The 18,003-nt window shown below is 61.4% G+C and carries 17 protein-coding genes; 9 read left to right on the top strand and 8 right to left on the bottom strand.

The annotated features are described in order from the left end of the window. Nucleotides 1-4 precede the first annotated feature (4 nt). On the top strand, nt 5-979 hold the full coding sequence (locus C469_RS12125) for a glucosamine inositolphosphorylceramide transferase family protein (protein WP_008006959.1): 975 nt from the start codon (nt 5-7) through the stop codon (nt 977-979). 25 nt (nt 980-1,004) lie between these two features. Here the strand turns inward: C469_RS12125 and C469_RS12120 are convergent, their stop codons facing one another. Next, the gene (locus C469_RS12120) at nt 1,005-2,027 is read right to left on the bottom strand and encodes a glycosyltransferase (protein WP_241430022.1); all 1,023 of its coding nucleotides are present in this window, start codon (nt 2,025-2,027) and stop codon (nt 1,005-1,007) included. 45 nt (nt 2,028-2,072) lie between these two features. Further along, nucleotides 2,073-3,224, bottom strand: a complete 1,152-nt coding sequence (locus C469_RS12115) for a hypothetical protein (protein WP_241430021.1) — start codon at nt 3,222-3,224, stop codon at nt 2,073-2,075. Between the two features lie 311 nt (nt 3,225-3,535). On the opposite strand from C469_RS12115, the gene C469_RS12110 reads away from it, so the two are divergent. Genes C469_RS12110 through C469_RS12095 form a run of 4 tightly spaced genes read left to right on the top strand, consistent with a single transcriptional unit; the run spans nt 3,536 to nt 7,659 of the window. Beyond that, nucleotides 3,536-4,729 (top strand): glycosyltransferase family 4 protein, encoded by a 1,194-nt coding sequence (locus C469_RS12110; RefSeq protein ID WP_321163694.1) that lies wholly within the window; start codon nt 3,536-3,538, stop codon nt 4,727-4,729. Continuing rightward, nucleotides 4,722-5,669: a glycosyltransferase family 2 protein gene (locus C469_RS12105; protein WP_008006955.1), complete on the top strand. Its 948-nt coding sequence runs from the start codon at nt 4,722-4,724 to the stop codon at nt 5,667-5,669. Before C469_RS12110 ends, C469_RS12105 begins: the two co-directional genes overlap by 8 nt. Continuing rightward, nucleotides 5,666-6,889 carry a glycosyltransferase family 4 protein gene (locus C469_RS12100; RefSeq protein ID WP_241430020.1) on the top strand — a complete coding sequence of 408 codons (1,224 nt, stop codon included), beginning with the start codon at nt 5,666-5,668 and terminating at the stop codon, nt 6,887-6,889. Before C469_RS12105 ends, C469_RS12100 begins: the two co-directional genes overlap by 4 nt. Beyond that, on the top strand, nt 6,883-7,659 hold the full coding sequence (locus C469_RS12095) for a glycosyltransferase (RefSeq protein WP_008006953.1): 777 nt from the start codon (nt 6,883-6,885) through the stop codon (nt 7,657-7,659). The genes C469_RS12100 and C469_RS12095 overlap by 7 nt, the downstream gene beginning before the upstream one ends. Here the strand turns inward: C469_RS12095 and C469_RS12090 are convergent. Further along, the gene (locus C469_RS12090; RefSeq protein ID WP_241430019.1) at nt 7,632-9,581 is read right to left on the bottom strand and encodes a hypothetical protein; all 1,950 of its coding nucleotides are present in this window, start codon (nt 9,579-9,581) and stop codon (nt 7,632-7,634) included. The two genes, C469_RS12095 and C469_RS12090, sit on opposite strands and share 28 nt — an antisense overlap. Before the next feature lie 91 nt (nt 9,582-9,672). Between C469_RS12090 and C469_RS12085 the strand changes: the two genes are divergently transcribed. Beyond that, entirely contained in the window at nt 9,673-10,110 is a 438-nt protein-coding gene (locus tag C469_RS12085) for a cupredoxin domain-containing protein (RefSeq protein WP_008000649.1), read from the top strand. Here C469_RS12085 and C469_RS12080 read toward each other — a convergent pair. Together C469_RS12080 and C469_RS12075 are read right to left on the bottom strand one after the other, a co-directional pair. After that, entirely contained in the window at nt 10,107-11,021 is a 915-nt protein-coding gene (locus tag C469_RS12080; RefSeq protein ID WP_049911388.1) for an NAD-dependent epimerase/dehydratase family protein, read from the bottom strand. The genes C469_RS12085 and C469_RS12080 overlap by 4 nt on opposite strands. Nucleotides 11,022-11,073: 52 nt before the next feature. After that, complete coding sequence (locus C469_RS12075) at nt 11,074-11,676, bottom strand: metal-dependent hydrolase (RefSeq protein ID WP_008006948.1); 603 nt, start codon at nt 11,674-11,676, stop codon at nt 11,074-11,076. A gap of 3 nt (nt 11,677-11,679) precedes the next feature. Between C469_RS12075 and C469_RS12070 the strand changes: the two genes are divergently transcribed. Continuing rightward, the gene (locus tag C469_RS12070) at nt 11,680-11,952 is read left to right on the top strand and encodes a hypothetical protein (protein WP_008006947.1); all 273 of its coding nucleotides are present in this window, start codon (nt 11,680-11,682) and stop codon (nt 11,950-11,952) included. Here the strand turns inward: C469_RS12070 and C469_RS12065 are convergent. The 3 genes from C469_RS12065 to C469_RS12055 all read right to left on the bottom strand — a co-directional run bounded on the left by C469_RS12065 (nt 11,936) and on the right by C469_RS12055 (nt 15,320). After that, nucleotides 11,936-12,481, bottom strand: coding sequence for a hypothetical protein (locus C469_RS12065; protein ID WP_241430018.1), 546 nt, complete (start codon nt 12,479-12,481; stop codon nt 11,936-11,938). The two genes, C469_RS12070 and C469_RS12065, sit on opposite strands and share 17 nt — an antisense overlap. Nucleotides 12,482-12,645: 164 nt before the next feature. Next, the gene (locus C469_RS12060; protein WP_082230140.1) at nt 12,646-14,028 is read right to left on the bottom strand and encodes a glycosyltransferase family 2 protein; all 1,383 of its coding nucleotides are present in this window, start codon (nt 14,026-14,028) and stop codon (nt 12,646-12,648) included. Nucleotides 14,029-14,408: 380 nt separating this feature from the next. Continuing rightward, a complete protein-coding gene (locus tag C469_RS12055; RefSeq protein WP_008006944.1) occupies nt 14,409-15,320 on the bottom strand; it encodes a DUF1616 domain-containing protein in 912 nt (303 codons plus the stop codon). A 153-nt stretch (nt 15,321-15,473) separates the two neighbouring features. On the opposite strand from C469_RS12055, the gene glnA reads away from it, so the two are divergent. Together glnA and C469_RS16825 are read left to right on the top strand one after the other, a co-directional pair. Next, nucleotides 15,474-16,823: a type I glutamate--ammonia ligase gene (gene glnA / locus C469_RS12050; RefSeq protein ID WP_049911383.1), complete on the top strand. Its 1,350-nt coding sequence runs from the start codon at nt 15,474-15,476 to the stop codon at nt 16,821-16,823. Between the two features lie 244 nt (nt 16,824-17,067). Then, nucleotides 17,068-17,718: an HNH endonuclease gene (locus tag C469_RS16825; RefSeq protein ID WP_147587295.1), complete on the top strand. Its 651-nt coding sequence runs from the start codon at nt 17,068-17,070 to the stop codon at nt 17,716-17,718. Nucleotides 17,719-18,003: the final 285 nt, after the last annotated feature.

Below are 18,003 nucleotides of genomic sequence, written 5' to 3'. Positions count from 1 at the left end.
TCACATGCGGGAACCGACCAACCAGTACCGGCCCGAACCGGTCGACGTTCGCGGGCGATACGATCGCGAAACGGTGCCGTCCTACCCCGTCGACGCTGATAGTCCACCGTCGAACTTCGAGGCGGCCGGCGACGTCAACCCCGTCGTAACGGCGGCGGACGTGACTGATTTCGGTCGAACTGACTGCGTCGCCGACCCGTTTCTCTTCATCACGGAGACCGGCCGCTGGCATCTCTTTTTCGAGGTCTATACGCACAACCGAACGCCGACGGCGGCGATCGCGCACGCGGAGAGCGACGACGGCTACGACTGGACCTACGACCGAGTCGTTCTCGAAACCGACGAGCACCTCTCGTACCCGTACGTGTTCCGGTGGGAGGGCGACCACTACATGATCCCCGATCGGTGGGCCAAAGAGCTGGGACCGGCGCCGGTGACGCTGTATCGTGCCGAGTCGTTCCCGGAGACGTGGACACCGGTGGCCGATCTCGTCGCACCAGAGACACCGCTCCACGATTTCAGCGCCTTTCGCTGGGAGGACCGCTGGTGGGGGATCCTCGGTGACGGGACGGATCTCTACGCATACTACAGCGGCGATCTCGAATCGCCGGCGTGGACGCCCCACGAAGCGAATCCGATCGTCGAGGACCGTCCGAAGGCCGCCCGCCCCGGAGGGCGACCGCTCGTGTTCGAGGACCGGATTCTCGCGTTCTATCAGGACTGTGCGAACCGGTACGGCGAGCAAATCCACGCGTACGAGATCACTGAACTGACACCCACGACGTACGAGGATCGTCAGCGGGGTGACGGTCCTGCCGTGACACCACCGGGAGGACTCGGGTGGAACTCCGGGGCGATGCACCAAGTGGACCCGTGGTTCGACGGCGAGGGGTGGCACTGTGCGGTCGACGGGAACCTCGGGCTCGGATACCAGGTGTTCGGCGAGCACCACTGGGCGATCGGGATCTATCGGGCGTGACGAGCGGCGCTCCAGAGGGAGCGGACTACGGGAGTTCCTGAGGTGCGGGATCCCGCGTAGCGACACCTTCCAGGAATCCGATCCCGTAGCAGGTGTACTGCGCCGCGAGCATGAGCGGGACAAGCAGCGCCGTCGGGCTTCGCCGTTCGCGATACACCTGAGCGGTCGCGTACGCGCTCACGAGCAAGAACGAGGCGAACAGTAGCGGGACGTACCGCGCCTTGCGGGACGTCAGATCGACCGCCGCGGCGAGTGTCCCGCAACCGAGTGCCACCGACGGCAGGGCGGAGTACCACCGAATGAGTTTCCGGTGACGGCGCTGGATCCGGGCCATCGCGTAGCCGTACGAGCGGCTCTTTCGACAGTACGCACCGAAGTCTGCCGAGAGGTGATGCGAGACGGTGATGGCCGGATCGAAGACGAACCGATACCCGTCTTCCGACAGGCGGAAGTGGAACTCGGCGTCCTCACCGACGTTGATCGCGTCGTCGTAGCGGTACGAGTCGAAAACCGTCGCGTCGTACACGACGTTACACGCCGCGACCGAGCGGACTGTGCGGACCTCGTCGATGTCATGAGACTGCGGTGAGCCGCCGGACCCGAAAACGGTTCCCTGGAGACTACCGACCAGCTTACCGAACCAGGGATCGTCTGGGAACGGCCGATTCGGGCCTCCAACGCCGACGATACTGTCATCGTGTTGGCCCTCGATGCGGTCAACGTGTGATCGGAGCCACGTTGTGGGAACCGCACAGTCCGAGTCGGTGAAGGCAACGTAGTCGCCGGTCGCGACGTCGACCCCGTGGTTTCGGCACGCGCCGATGGTTCCGCCGTCGACGACGTGGAACGTCGCATCGAACTCGGCGACTATCGATTCGGTGCCGTCGTCGCTTCCCCCGTCGACGACGATCACTTCGTACCGATCGGTCGGATACGTCTGATCGGCCACCGAAGACAGCGTCTCTCCGACGGTCGCCTCGGAGTTGTAGGTGACGACGACGACCGACACCAGCGGGTCGGAAGCGCCAGCAGATGGCTGGTTTGACACGAGTGTATCTCAGACCGCGTTTGAATAACGGTGTCGGTGGCTCGTTCAGCCCAGCCCCTGTCCAGCAGAGCCCAGAACCCGCAGACTCCCTGTCTCTGATGACCCGGTCACGTCGACGTCTGACGAGCGGCCGAAATACCACGAGCTGCGGTCGGGATCGAGCCGACCGGAGACGTTGATCGTGTTCCGCTGAATCGTCCCGCGCCCGCTCACAGAGCCGGACAGGACCGCGTCACCGGCTCCCTCGCCGAGTTTGTACACGTACCGAACCGCCTCTGAATCGATGAGCACGTCGTCGAATCGAGTCGCTCCGTTGGGACCGATACGAACGAGGGATCGGGGGACGGTTCGCTGTCCGGTCGGTTCGTAGTGGAGTCGGCCGACACGGAGGCGACCGTTTTGCGTGTCCACGAGCTGGCCGGTCGTCGTTCCCGTCGTGATGTCACCGACCGTGAGCTCGCCGCCGCGCTGGTGTAACAGAACGCTGTTGGCCCCGCTCACGTTCGCGCTCGGGTAGGCGACGATAGTGCCGAACCAGTTGGCCGGCCCGTACGAGGAGCGCCACTCGATCAGTGCCCGCTCATCGCCGGCGTCACACTCGTCCATCCGGAGAAAGTCGTGGCGACACTGGAACGGCCCGACGCCCTCGTCGACGCGGTAGACCGAGTTGTTCCACGCCCAGCAGTAGAGCCGGCCGACGTAGAAGTCCGCGGGATCGCTCACCGGGTCGGTGCCGTTATCACAGAAGTGAATCGCCACACCGGAGGACGACTGCTGACCCGGTCCGCGTAGTTCGAAGCCGTCGAGCTGGACACGGCTTGCGCGGGGCGATCGGTCAAACCGGATGCCGTCGGTGTCCGGCTGGGTGATCTGGAGGACCGAGACGTTCATCCCGTATCCGTATATCCCGGTGTTCCGGTGTGGGCGAACCGGCCCCCGCTCGCGGACGATTCCCGGCGGCAGATAGATGCGCCCGCCTGAGTCGGCGACGGAGTCGAGCGCGTCCTGAACCGGCGTCTCGGTCGCGGTCGGCTCGATGGTCGTGGTCTCGAGATCGCGTCCGATTGCGACGATGTGGCCGCGGGTCAGCGGCTCGGGCGGGGGTGTAGCCATCCGGTCACCCCATCCCGAACAGCCCGCGGTCGCCGAGGCCAGCATCACCGCGAGATACGAACGGCGATCCAGTGAGTCGGTCACGACGGCCACCTACGACGGAATCGGAGGAACACACGTCCCGATTTGGTCCCCCAACCAATATAAATCGTCGCTGCCGGGGCGTGAACTACAGTCTCACCGCCACGGATGGATCACCGTTCGAGCCGCGTTCGGTGGTGGCGGCGGTACGCCACCGGTATGTGAGCCATAACCGTTCGCGTCCCGGGTTTTCCCGGAAAGCATAACAGTCCCCCCAGCAGTTAGTTAGACGAACTTACTGCTGCGACTACTCGTGGCGGCATAGCACTATGGCAGACAAACGGAACACCCAGACAGATGCCGACACGGAGACAGTGAGGGATTCATATCGCGTCCTCGGTTGCGCGTTTGAACACCCGAATCACGTGTTCCAAGTCCGGACTCCGTTTAACCACCGCTCGTTCGACGCGCTCAACGCTACCGGGGTGGACCTCGACGTGGTGTCACCGACGCCGTTCGCGCCGCCGCTGGGACCGTATTCGGACTACCGGCACGTCCCGAAGACGGAACAGTGGGGCTCCTATCGAGTTCATTACCCTCGATATCTGTACATGTTGCCCAAAAAATACTTCTACCACGTCTCGGGGAACTCCGCACAAAAGCGCGTGACGAGCTACGTCGAGCGGACCTTCGAGACGCCCCACGACGTCGTCCAGACCTGCGGGTTCTATCTCGACGGCTATGCCTCCCTCGAATACTGCCGAAAGCGTGACATTCCGCTGGTCGCGCTCTCACACGCCGGTGACTTGAAAAACTTCGACCGGTTCAACGAGCGGGTCCAGTCGCAGATCCGCGAGACGATCGACTACTGTTCGGCCGTCCTGACCGTCAGTGACGAGCTCGCGGATGTCGCCAGACGCTTCGCACCCGCGAGCAAGGTGACGACGCTCCCCATCGGCGAAGACCCCGAAAAGTATCCGACAGACCGCCGGGAGGCGATCCGGCGAGAACTCGGCATCGCTCCCGAGACGAAGCTACTGTTGTTCGTCGGACGCTTCGAGGAGGAAAAAGGGGTCCGCGAGTTGGTCGCCGCGCTCGAGGCGCTAGATCGCGACGACGTGGCCATCGCCGCCGTCGGCCACGGCGGCGCGTTGCGGTGGTGGTTCCTCGATCAGTTGGGCGAACTGTCCCACCCCTCACACGCCTACTGGGAGCTGGACCCGATCGCGGTCCGTCGGCTCCACGTAGCGGCGGATCTGCTGGTTCTCCCGAGCCATTTCGAGGCCCGGCCCACGGTCATTTACGAGGCGATGGCCGCGAAGACTCCCGTCTTGGCGTCGGACGTCGGCGGCATCCCGGAGATGATCGTCGACGGCGAAACGGGCGTGTTGACGCCCGCGAGCGACGCCGATCAGCTGCGAGAAGCGTTGGAGTACCTCCTGGACGACACGGAGCGCCTCAGAACGATGGGTGCGGCCGGGCACCAGCGGCTGCTCGACCAGGAGTGGACGTGGACGCACCACGCCCAACGGCTCTCCGAGATCCACCGCGAGGTCATACATGAGTGAGGATCCACGGGCGTCGCCGGCTGACGTGCCGCGCGTCAGCGTCATTATCCCGACGTACAACCGGGCCGAGACGCTCGCGCGCGCCGTCGACAGCGCCCTCGCCCAGACGGTCGACGACATCGAGGTACTGGTCGTCGATGACGGGAGTACCGACGGGACACGGGCGCTGATCGAGGAGGGGGACCCGCGGGTCCGATATCTCGCCCACGACACCAACCGAGGCGTGAGCGCTGCCCGCAACACCGGTGTCGAGGCCGCGCGCGGCGAGTACGTGGCCTTTCTCGACTCCGACGACGAATGGCTGCCACGGAAGCTCGACCGCCAGCTCGCGGTGTTAGACGACCGGGGCGAGGGGTGGGTCGGCGCGTACTGCGACGTCGCCTCGACCGGCCTCTCGATGGGCGGGCGGATCGCCGGCGCCGTTTCGGAGAGGGTCTTTCGCTCGGCCGCCCCGCGTGAGGGCGGACAGGAGCTTGCCGAAGCGTTGGTGTCGATGCAAGTGTTTATGGGGCCGGGATCGACGCTGCTGGTCGAACGCGACGTTATCACCTCGACCGGCGGCTTCGACGAGGGGCTGTCGATCTACGAAGACTGGGACCTCGTTCTCCGGGTGTTGTCCGTCGGCAAGCTCGCATACGTCGACGAACCCCTCGCCGTGACGCATTTCACGGGTGATGCGCCGGCGGAGGCGTACGTCGCGAACGACCGACGGTATCTCGAACGGAACGCCGAGTTGGTCGAGACACTCGAACGCCGCGGGGTTCCGGTGCGAGAGGTCCACCGAATGGGGCTCGTCGGGCACTACCTCTCAGAGGGGCGGTTCGGCGAGGCCGCAGCACTACTCGACGCGTCGACGCTTCGACGTCCGAAGAACCTCGCCCGGCTGACATTTTGGTCAGTGTTGGGCCTGCGAGCACTCGCTACTCGGAGGACGCGATGACGGGGCACGGCTACACCGGCGACGGGGGTGAGCCGTACAGCGCATTGGGCTGTTGTATTCATCACCAGAGCCACGCGCTTCCGGTGCGGTCGCCGTTTAATCACCGCTCGTTCGACGCGTTGAACCGCACTAACGCGGAGGTCGACCTCGTCGTGCCGACGCCCATTGCCCCGCCGGTGGGCCCGTACTCGGAGTACGCGCGGGTCCCGCAAACGGAGCGGTGGGGGACATATGTTGCCCACTACCCCCGATTTTTTTATGCGGTTCCCAAGCGGTACCTCTACCACGTCTCGGGGGACTCAATCCAGAAGCGCGTCACGCCGTACATCGAGCGAACCTTCGAGACGCCACACGACATCGTTCACGTCTCGGACATCTATCTCGACGGCTACGGGATGTTGAAGTACTGCCGTCGACACGATCTACCGCTGGTCGTGAACAGCCACGCGGTCGATCTCCACAACTACGACTCCTTCAACAGAGGGGCGAAAAAACGCCTCCGGGAGACGATCGAATACGCGTCGCGTATCCTCGTGGTCAGCGACGAACTCGCCGGCGTCGCCAGGCGGTTTACGTCCGAGGAAAAGATCCTCACGGTACCGATCGGCGAGGACCCGACCAAATTCCCGACCGACCGCCGCGAGCAGATCCGCGCAGAGCTCGGGATCGATCCCGAAACGAAGGTGCTGTTGTCAGTCGGCGCCTACTCGGAACAGAAGGGAATTCGAGAGCTAGTTAGCGCAGTCAACGCACTCGATCGGCAAGACGTTCTGCTCGTCACGGTCGGCCACGAAGGAGATCTCCGCTGGTGGCTGCTCGATCAGCTCGGTGAGTCGCCGCATCCCGCACGCTCGTTTTGGCAGCTCGATCCCGTCGCACTTCGACGCTGGCATATCGCCGCCGACGCGCTCGTTCACCCGAGCTGGCAAGAAGGCCGCCCGACGGTCATCTACGAGGCGATGGCGGCGAAGACACCGGTCGTGGCGTCGAACGTCGGCGGCATCCCGGAGATGATCGTCGATGGCGAAACAGGGATCTTGGTTCCGCCACACGATCCCGGCCGGCTGCGAGCGGCGCTCGAGAAACTCTTGGACGATCCCGACCGAATGCGCGTGATGGGAGAAGCCGGCCACCAGCGGCTCGTCGACCAGCAGTGGACCTGGCAGCACCACGCCCGACGGCTCAACGAGATCCATCGCGAGGTGATGGCCGAATGGTGACCGATCCCGTGTCCGTCGTCGTCCCGTACAGCCCACAATACACGCCCGAATCGATGCTCGAGGAGGCGAAACAGACGGTGGCCGACCAGACCGTCTCGACGGAGCTCATCGTCGTCGACGACGTGGACACCGGCCCCGCGGACGCGCGGAACGCCGGCCTCGACCGCGCCGAAACGCGGTACGTGGCGTTTCTGGACGCCGACGACCTGTGGGCGAGGGACAAGCTCGAACGGCAGCTCGACCGGATGGCCGAGACGGGAGCGGGGCTGTGCGTCCAGGGGTCACCGAGGACGCTCGACGATTTCGTCTATGACGTGTTCGTCGGCGACCTCTCGGAGGTCACCTCGGCTATCCTCGTCGACACCGAACGGGTGAACGTCCGCTTCGAGACCGGTCTGGATCGGGGGGAGGACCTCTTGTACGCTCTCGAAGCCGCCACCGAAGCGGGGGTCTGCTGCTGTCGGGACCTCTTCACGCGTCGCCGCCACGAGCGAAGCATGATGGCCACGGAGATGGACGTCGACACGTATCTCGACCACGCGAAACGCTTCGGTTACCTCGTGAGCCAGCGGGTTCCTGCGGCACAGCCGTATCTCCCGATCTACTACAACCAGTTGTACACGGACCTCGGCCGGGCCTGCCACGCGGCGGGCGACTACGACCGAGCGGTCGCGTACTTCTCCCGAGCGGTCCGGATCTCTCCGCACCCCGTCTCGGCGCTCGCGCTGGGTCGAAGCGTCCTCTACCGAGCCGCGCCGTTCGTCCCGTAGACGCCCTCGAAGCCGTCGCCGCTTCGATACACCCGAACGTGGCTCGTGGTATACACCTTGTCGTGTCGCGAGTCGGCCGCCGCGAACCGGGAATCGGACACGGCGAAGCTGTTCAGTTCACCGCTCCTGAGCCCCTGCCCGAGCGCGACGAGGTGGTCGGTCCACCGTTCACGAACGACCAGATACGTTCCGGCGGTTCGTAGCCCGCCGGGACGCGCCTGTAACGGACTGGTGGCGTTGAAGCCGCTCGTCTCGAACGCGCGGTTCGTCACGCGGTCCGTGGCGGCGGGGCCGTCACCGTGCCGCTGGAGGAACGACGCCGTCGTCCCGACCGAGTCGAACTCGGAGTCGGTCATTTCCACCTGCTCTCTGGGTTCGTCGATGTACGTCTCCGGCAGGTCGTCGGCCACCAACACCGTGAATCCAGTCGCCCCGCCGAGCATGGCGATGACGACGAACGCGGCGACGGCGTGGCGGCGGTCGACCGAGAGCGTCCGCCGGAGACCCACGCTCAGCGGGAACAGCACGACGAGCGCCACGACGAACTTCAGCCGCTCTATCTGGGGGATCGCGACCGGTATCGGGAGCAACAGAGCCGAGAGGCCGAGTCCGGTCACGGTGAGCGTGAACCCCCGTCGGTACGATCGGAGTTCGGTCAGCAGCTCGTAGGCCGCGACCAACAACAGCGCGCTCAGGCCGACCGCGTAGATACCCGTCGGCGTCAGTAACCAGGCGATCGCTCGACCGACGCTGTCCGCCGGAAGCGAGACCCCGTAGGTGTATAACTGCTCGGCCGGGACCGTCGCCACGTCGAACAACACGCCCGCGGTCAGTTCGACGATGCCGACGGTGATGAGACTCGGCGAGTACGACCAGTAGACGAGCAGTAACACCGCGCCGATCGCTCCGGGGAACAGCCACCGGTAACGAAGCGTCTCGACGCTCGAAGCGGACTGAGCGAACAGCAACGGGCGGACTACGGCGACCACGAGGGCGACGGCGGCGACGGCGGCGAAGAGGAGATACGTGAGATGATGGGTGAGAACCATCGTCGCTATGAGGGCGATGACGAACACCGAGAGTCGACGGAAGGTTCGTTCGTCCCCGGCCCGACGCAGTTGGCTGTTAACGTAGAGGGCGATCAGGAGGAAAACGGAGGCCAAGGCCTGTGGGTAGAAATATACCGCATGGTACGAGAAGAACTCCAGAATCGGCACCGACAGCGCGGCCGTTAACCCGAGCCGCGTCGACCCCAGTATCGACTGGCCGAGAAGATACGCGATCGGCACGACGAGTGTCATGAGGCCGATACCCGTGAGAACGAGCGCGTCGTACGCCGGGAGTTCGGTGGCATGTTTGACCGCGCCGATTAGAAAGTGAAAGACTGGATATAGGTCGTAGCCGTGCGGAATCGCAGCGGTATACCGGGCCTCGATGAGCGTGTCGACGGCAGCGACGTGAGCGAGCGTGTCGGTCCCGCCGAAGTAGAAGCCCGTGGTCACGTACTTGCCGAGTTGGAGGGCCGCAAACAGCGAGCCTAGTTGCGTCAACACCGCAGGAGGCGACGGGTCGCCGCGGATCTGGTACGCGACGAGGATCAACCCCAACGGAAGGACGATTCCGAACGGAAGAAGCCGCGAGTTCAGCTGCGCCGCAGCGATAACGGCCCCCGCGGCACCGATGAAGACGACCTTTGTCGCGAGGGACGGCGAGAGGCGCTTCGAGTGATTGGGAGGCTCCGCTTGTGAAACGCCGAACAGAATCAGCGCGACGACGGCACCGATACTGGCGTACCCAGCCCGGAGCACTGTTGGCCGCGGTAGAATTCGAAGAGCGTCTAATGTCAACAGGCCGACTGCCGCCGTTACGCAGACAAGAACGGGGAGCGTAAGCGGACGGCGAAGGTAATCTAGAAGATCCATTGAAACACGATGGTTGCTGGTGATTCCATCGGCGGCGTCAAAAGTGTTTGTAGGCGGTTATCCTTATCCTACTGGCTTCCAATCGGTACACATGTACGACCGACGAACCGTGCTACGGTTGAGCGGGGCCGCACTCGCTACGGGGGTGGCCGGCTGTAGCGGGTCGACCCCCGACGATGGGGGGCCACCGACGGGGAACACGGAGCCGACGACCGTCGCGATGACCGACGACCTCAAATTCGACCCACAGGTGGTGCGGATCGGAGCCGGCGAAACCGTCGTCTGGGAGACGACCGGTGCGGTCCCCCACAGTGCGACGGCCTACGAAGCCGACCTCCCCGACGGAGCGGCCTACTTCGCGTCCGGCGACTTCGAAACCGAAGCAGCCGCGCGCTCGGCGTATCCGAGCGGCGGAAGCGTCGGAGAGGGAGAGACCTACAGCCACACCTTCGAGACGGTCGGCGAGTATCCCTACTTCTGTATTCCACACGAGGCCGGGATGCACGGCACCGTCATCGTCGAAGGTTAAGACAAGTAGCGCTCGAGCCCCTCAGCGAGCGAGACGGTGGGCTCGTAGCCGAGCAGCTCGCGGGCTTTTTCGATGTCCGCAACGCTGTCGCGAATGTCGCCCTGCCGCGGAGGGACGTGTTCGATGTCGGCTGACGGTGCGATCTGATCACGGACGGTTTCGGCGACATCAGTCACGGTCGTCGCGACACCGGTCCCAACGTTGAACGCTTCGCCCGTCGCGTCGGTGGTGGCCGCCAGCATGTTCGCCTGGACCACGTCGGCGACGTTGACGAAATCTCGGGTTTGGTTTCCATCGCCCTGTACCTTCAGCGGTCCGCCGGCGCGCGCCTGTCTGGTAAACGCGGTGATGGCACCGGCGTAATCGCCCCCAGACTGGCGGGGACCGTAGACGTTGAAGTACCGGAGCGCGACCGTCGGGAGCCCGTAGAGGTCGGCGTACAGCCGACAGTAATGGTCTCCCGAGAGCTTCTCGAGGCCGTAAGGGGAGGTCGGCTCTTTCGGAGCCGTTTCGGTCACTGGGAGAGCCGTCGGCATCCCGTAGATCGCGGCACTTGACGCAAAGACGACTCGGGCATCCTCGCGGCGAGCCGCCTCAAGGACCGTAAGGGTGCCGTCGACGTTGACCGCGTGACTCGTAGTCGGATCGTCGACGGACTGAGAGACACTGACGATCGCGCCCTCGTGGAAGATGATGTCGACGCCGTCGACAGCGGCTTCGAGCGCCGTCTCGTCGCGGATATCTCCCTCGATAACCGTCGCCTCGTCCGGGCAGTTGGCCCGGTCGCCGTTAGTGAACGTATCAAAGACGCGGACGTCGTTGGCCGGACAGAGCGCGTCGGCGATGTGGCTCCCGATGAAACCCGCGCCACCGGTCACGAGAACCGTCTTATCGGCAATAGTCGGCGTCATGATGGGTTCTCGTGAGCCGATTGTAAATAGGCGGTGGTCGGTCCGACGCCTATCAACGGAGGGGTTCGGCATGGACGAACTGTACGGCGAAGCCGAGTCCGACGCCGACCGCGACGACGAGAACGACCACGAAATTCGGAGTGACCGTCAGTTGCGAGAAGAAGTCGGTCAGGCCGACGAAATCGTCGTAGGGGTACGCTGGAAGCACAGGCCACAGGAGGTAGGTGAGCTCCTCGGGCCGCCAGTAGTAGAGCGCCACGTAGCTGTCGCCGACCAGGTGGGTGGCGTAGCCGACGGCGAAGGCGAATCCCACTTCGGGATGCGTCAGATACCACGCGACCGCGAGGACGAGAAGCGAGAGCGGAACAGCCACTAGCAGGGAGTGAGCCAGCGATCGTCCCGACGGGAGGACGTTGAACCACCACGCGAGGGGTTTATCGACGAGGTCCGGGAGTTGGGTTCCAACTATCACGGCGATCAGCTCGGCCCGTGAGAGGCGGCGACGGAGGAGAACGGCGACCAAGAGCAACAAGAGGTAGCCGAACGCAGCATGAGTCCACGGGAACATCGGTACAGTACCAGACAGCAGGTGGGTGCTTGAAGCTAGTGCCCTTGCCTTGGCGGTGAAATTATACACTTCGACCAAGTACTCCACATAATGACGACTGCCCGCCAGCGTCAGTTTTTGTTCGGGCAAATCGGCTGGATGCTCGGTGGCGTCGGTATTCTGGCGAGCGTAGGATCACTGACGCTTGAATACGCGTTCATCCTCTCGTTCGTCGGGCTCGTGGTGATAACCGCGTTGACCGCGCCGATTCACACGACCGTCGAGTGGCGAACACGTCTCCGATGGCCGCTACTCGTTGGTACGATCGTGTTCGCCGTACTGGTCGCTCTCCGGACGTTCGGGAAGTTCATTCGCTCGTTGTGAAGTTCACACCGACGACCAAATTCCCGTCTTCGCGTGATGTCTCGACGGTGACCGGGACCCCGAGTCCGTGAGCGAGTCCGACGCCGATGACCGAGGCCACGGGGTGGTCGAACAGTTCCGTGGTGCCGATACGGCTCCCGATGACCGTTACTGTCGCTCGCTCATCGTCGGTCGTTGCCGTGGCGCGCGTTGCCAGCTCGAGATCGTTGACCAACACGTCGACCAGCACTGAAAGCTGGGTACCGACTGTTTCGGCTGTCGCAAGATCGTCATGGGTTCGTAGAAGTTGCTCGCCCATGGGATCGAACTCGCGGCCTCCAGCGACGAGCGTGACACCGCCAGAATCGGGGACGTATTCGTGATCGGTCGTTGTCCCCGCCTGTTGGACGTTCTGGGCCATCGTCGTGTAAATGTCGGTGGCGACGGACGACGACACTGTGGTGCCGGTCATAACGAAATAGAGCAGGAACGCGACGAATAGCGCGGTTCCGCCCCAGACAAACAGCAGCGTTTCGAACTGGGAGATCACCAGACCGCCGCCAACGAGTGCGAGGCCCAGAACGCCGAACAGTCGCGCGGGTTGCCGAGAACCGAACCAGTCGTGAGGGCGTCCCCCCGCTACGATCCTACGGGACATCTTTCGTCACCATGGACGGGACCGCTATCATACTGCTGTCAAGTCGAGCCGGCCGTTTAGCTGTTGTCGTCCTTGCGCAGTCTGTTGATACTCGGATGGCGATTCAACACCTGCATCATCACCGCCGCGATACACAGCAGCACCCCTCCAATCGCGAACAGGACTGGTGGGACCAGCCGGATCGAGGCGACCGTGCCGGTCTGGGCGGCCTGTGCGAGGATCTGTATCGTCAGTGTTACGCCTAGTAGTGTGATTAGACTACCAGGGAGGCCGAGGATTAGTATTGGTTTCCCGTATTCGATCGTCCAGAAAATGTTCCGGAGGAGATCGAGTCCGTGGGAGACGGACCCCTGTGAGCTGGCGTTCTCGACATCGTAGGAGATCGTCGTTTCGACCTCTGATACGCTCAGACGGTTCCGGTGGGCGTGATGAAGGATGTCCGTACTCGCTCCCATGTTGTCCCCGATCAACGGATCGGCCGCGAGCGATCGGGCCGCGTACAGACTATAGCTCCGGTAGCCGCTTTGCGTGTCGCGGATGAAACCGCTGGGGCGAAGCTTTCCGAGGCTGGCGTTCGTGAGGTGGTTGATGACCGCTAACCCCACCGACCGGACCAGGGGGATCTCCGTCTTCCGGTCACCGACGTAGCGGCTTCCGATGACGATATCGGTATCGTGGCGCGCCTGTGTCTCGACCAGCGTCGGGATGTCTTTCGGGTCGTGTTGGCCGTCTGCGTCAATCACGACCAGATGCGCGACCCGTCGCTCGGCCGCCTCGCGGAAGAGCGATTTGAGCGCCCCACCGTACCCCCGGTTCCGTTCGTGTACCAAGACGACTGCGCCGGCTTCGCGGGCGCGGTCGGCCGTTTCGTCGCGACTCCCGTCGTCGACGACGATGACCTCATCGGCGTACGGGGCGGCGCGGTCGACTACCTGCCCAATGCTGTCCGCGGCGTTGTACGCCGGAATGCCGACGACGATCGTCGGGCTGTCAGTCGTTCGATTCCAGTGTTCGGGTATCGCAACGACTTCGTAGTCGGCGTGCTCAAATGCTGTAGCCGTTCGGTGGTAGTCGATACGAGGACTGTCACGCGTCTGTAGGATAATCCCCGACAAGCCGCGCTCTCTGGCCGTTCGAGATAACAGCTGGTGAAGTTCACTCTGGGTGGTCCGCAGTGACGGCGGAGAGAGGATGACAGCACCGAGGTCCGCTAACGCGTTCAGCGTCTCGTCGTCTTCCAATTTGGATATCACGAGCACCGCATGCCCGCGGTGTTGCGCTCGAATCGCAGTTCGTAACGCGGCGTCCGTGTTACTCTCGGTGAGTATGACGCCAACGGCGACGTTCTGTAGCAAACGTGCCGCCGGCGGTGCGACCGCATCCGAAACGCTCACCGATCCCGACTCGTCGCGGACGACACGGTTGTCGGCACGAGTCATGATCCGGCACCCGTCCGCGCAGATCGTGACGGACCGTGACTGTCGAGCGAGACCGTCGGGCCGTAGTCATAAGGTAGTGTAGATGACTCCGTCGAGAACCCGGGAGAAGAGGTCACATCACGATCTGCGACTCGAACCTTTACTGCGTTGGGTCTCACAATCTGTCTCCTGTAAAGCCACTTGGACTGACTTCTAGATGTATATTGGTCGCGTAGTAGATAAAAACTGAGGTCTTGGTAAGTTCAGCTTAACCCTCCGTGCGTGACGTAACGCCTTCTTATCTGCTTCGTTTCACAAGCGTCGTCGGCTCTTGGAACGGGAAGCCGAAGTGTGGATCTACCGGTCTCCCGCGGATCAATACGGTGAACAGGAACGGCTTTTTAAGACGGCCGTACCCTGAGCCAGAGGTGGACTTGCCGGAGCGGAGAGTCCGATCCGGTCCGGTAGAGGCGATAGGTCAGCCGAAGCTGTTCACCGACCATCGACGGTCGGACTGTATGGCGACGGGTCGTCCTCTCACCGGGAGTGAGCTGAATGTCAATTCGATCGAGGCGACGTGACTCCCTGACAGTGACTTCGTCTCCGTCGACCGTCACGCGCTCGAGGCGCACGGACACGTACCCATCGAACGACGATCTGCTCGTTCCAACGCCGACGCCGGCGGTGATCGGCTCACCGGCAGTTACGTTCGAAGGGTAGGCTTCCGCTGTGAGTTCACCCGACTCGTCTTCGCCGAGAACGTACAGTTCGATGACTGAGCCCTCGCCGGTCGATTCTTCGGCCACGACACCAACCGCTCCCGCAGCAGCAATTACCACGAGAATCGTCAGGACAACGCTGACGGCGCTCTCATCGATTACGGTAGTGCGAACGGTCGAGCGGACGGCACCGAAGTCAATTCCCGCTTGGTCGGTCGTCGCGAGCCTCCGACGCCGATACCATGCAACGCCCGTCGCCACAATGGAGACTACTGACAGCCCCATGACAATAGCCGTCCGGTCAAAACCCCAAACAGTGAAATCGAGCACCACACCAACGACAGTAAGGGCGATACCGCTCCCGGCAACGCTCGCGACGATCCGCGCTACCCACGAGATCTCCGTTGTGGAGTTCGGTGCCAAATCGCCTCGCCGTGGGAACACCGCTGAGACGAGCGCGTACCCCGGGACGAGTAGAACAAAGGGAAGCCCGATTACGACGGCAAGAACTCTGATATCACCGAGCGGAGTGAACACCACGCCGGCCAGCAGCGCGACACTGGCGATGACGGCAAAGAGGTCCGCGGCCAGCACTCGGTTGTTCGGTACTCCAGGATTAGACATGTCGTGTGGTTCACCTGAGATCAATAAAAAGACGCGGGGTATCCGTTCGATCCACACCGCTCAAAGTCGGGCGTTTCGTGAGAGAATCCGCTATACTTTTACCCCATTAATTACATATTAAAAATGATGAACGACACTTTATCATCCGAACAACAGGGGGTTCTAGAACAGATTGAGGATCGCAATGTCGAAACCGTCCACCTACAGTTCACCGACCTGCTCGGTGGTGTCAAGAGCGTTTCAATTCCGGTCTCTCGGTTAGAAAAGGCGTTTACCGAGGGTATATATTTTGACGGTTCGTCGATCGAAGGATTTGTTCGGATTCAAGAGTCGGACATGCGACTCACCCCTGACCCGAGCACGTTTACCGTCCTTCCATGGATTCACGATAGTGCCACAGTTGGTCGGATGATCTGCGACGTCGTCGATACGACAACCGACAAACCTTTCGAAGGTGATCCGCGTCGTATCCTTAGACGAGCGGTAGCGCGAGCCGAAGAACACGGGTACACGGTCAACATGGGACCAGAACCCGAATTCTTCCTGTTCGAACGCGATGACCAGGGTCGGCCAACGACAAATCCGACAGATACCGGCGGATACTTCGATTTCGCCCCGAAAGAGTCGACGACACGGATCCGACAGGAGATCGGGGAGGTCCTCGCCGAGATGGGGTTCGACGTCGAAACGAACCAACACGAGGTGGCGGCGGGACAACACGAGATCGTCTTCCAGTATGCGGATGCTCTCAAAACGGCGGACAACATCGCGACGTTCAAGACCGTCGTCTCATCGATCGCTTCCAGACACGACCTTCACGCAACGTTCATGCCGAAACCAATCACCGGTATCAACGGATCCGGAATGCATACTCATATTTCCCTCTTTTCCGATGGCACGAACCAGTTCCATGACGACGATGGGGAGTTCCAGTTGAGTGAGACAGCACACCAATTTATTGCTGGTATCCTTGATCATGCACCGGCGCTCACTGCGGTCGCAAATCCAACCGTAAATAGCTACAAGCGTCTCGTCCCTGGGTACGAAGCTCCCGTGTACGTTGCCTGGTCATACACGAATCGATCTGCGCTGATTCGCAAACCAGCATCTCGGTCTCCGGAATCGAGTCGGATTGAGCTGCGGTCTCCGGATCCGTCATCGAACCCGTACCTTGCGCTGGCGGCGATCATCACGGCTGGGATTGATGGTATCGAACGTGGACTGGAAGCACCCGATCCGGTTCGCGAGAACATTTACGAATTCGATGCGGACAAACGAGAGGAGTATGGGATTGCAACCCTTCCGGGAAGTCTTAACGAGGCGCTATCTGCGCTAGAGGGTGATGATATCATCAAGAACGCGCTCGGGGAACACACCTTCGAGAAGTTTCGAGAGGCCAAACGGACCGAGATTGAAAATTACCGGATGAATGTCTCGGACTGGGAACGCGACCAGTATCTCGACAGCGCCTGACTTAGTGTTTGGCTGTTTGATTTTTCTCGCCATTCAGCTCTATTAAAATCTTCAGAGACCGAAAGATGCCGGTTGCTGAATTCATCACCACGTTTCATCGTATTGGTGAACAGGCAGATTGCTCGGTAGGAAGAGTCTGCGTATTCCTCAGATTGGACAGCACGCGTCTGAGTAGGCCCACTCGTGAATCACAACACACTGAGTACAATCACAATTCCGTACAGCGTAAGACAAATTTATTTGTATGACCCCTGCAATTGTTATTTTATTACTTGGTACCTCTATGTCCTCTAACAAACTACAGGACCTATACGAAGAATATCGGTCAACATATCCTCGACCTGAACCCGTTGAAACTGAATTTTGTGAGGAAGTGGAGTCACTACTTGACTCTGAAGGGTTAAAATCAGAAACTTACGAGATGCAGATACGTAGACTCCACGAACGCTGTGAGCAAAAAATTGAGGCAGGGTTGGTCGCTAAAGCGATAGGGTGCTCACTTTCGTACGCAAGACGTTTTTCATACAGTAATGAAAGAGGCGCGTTCCAGAAGGAGTGGTCAAAATCTACTCAAAACGAGAAGGTGTCTCCAGGTGCACGAACAAAAATAATCAACAGAGATGGGAAAACCTGTCTCCGTTGTGGTCTGGGAGATGAGAGAGAATTAGAGGTCCACCATATTTTGCCAGTAAGTCAGGGTGGCACAAATGAGGACTCAAACTTAGCGACGCTCTGTTCACATTGCCATGAGGCGGCACATGACGGGTCAAAAACTTCTGGAAAGACAGCATATGTAGAAGGAAATTTCTATGAGTGGACACAAAAGGCAGAAATAGCTCCTGAAGAACGCGATCTACCCCTTGATACAGGACAAAAGAGAATCTCTGACTACTAATCTGGTTTCCTCCTTATTATACGAACTTCTGGCTCTGTCGAAATCCTCAGCAAGTGATATATTATGACCTAGTCGCGGTCAGTACAGGTCGCTCATGTATTGCTTTCAGTAAACAGCTTATGCCAAATCGTATCAAAGACGACGAAGCCTACGAAGATTGCGAGAGTGTGTAGGAGAAAGTCAATAACAAGGTGCGGGCTCTGTTGAAATCCTCAGGGAGTTACATGTTCGCCGTGTAATTCGACGAGATGAAGGCCCTCCCGAAGTCGCAGATTCACCGGTTTA

The sequence above is a fragment of the Halorubrum lipolyticum DSM 21995 genome (assembly GCF_000337375.1).
Taxonomy (GTDB): Archaea; Halobacteriota; Halobacteria; order Halobacteriales; family Haloferacaceae; genus Halorubrum; species Halorubrum lipolyticum.
The sequence above is the reverse complement of the archived record's forward strand: the minus strand, read 5'-3'. Positions and strand labels throughout refer to the sequence as shown.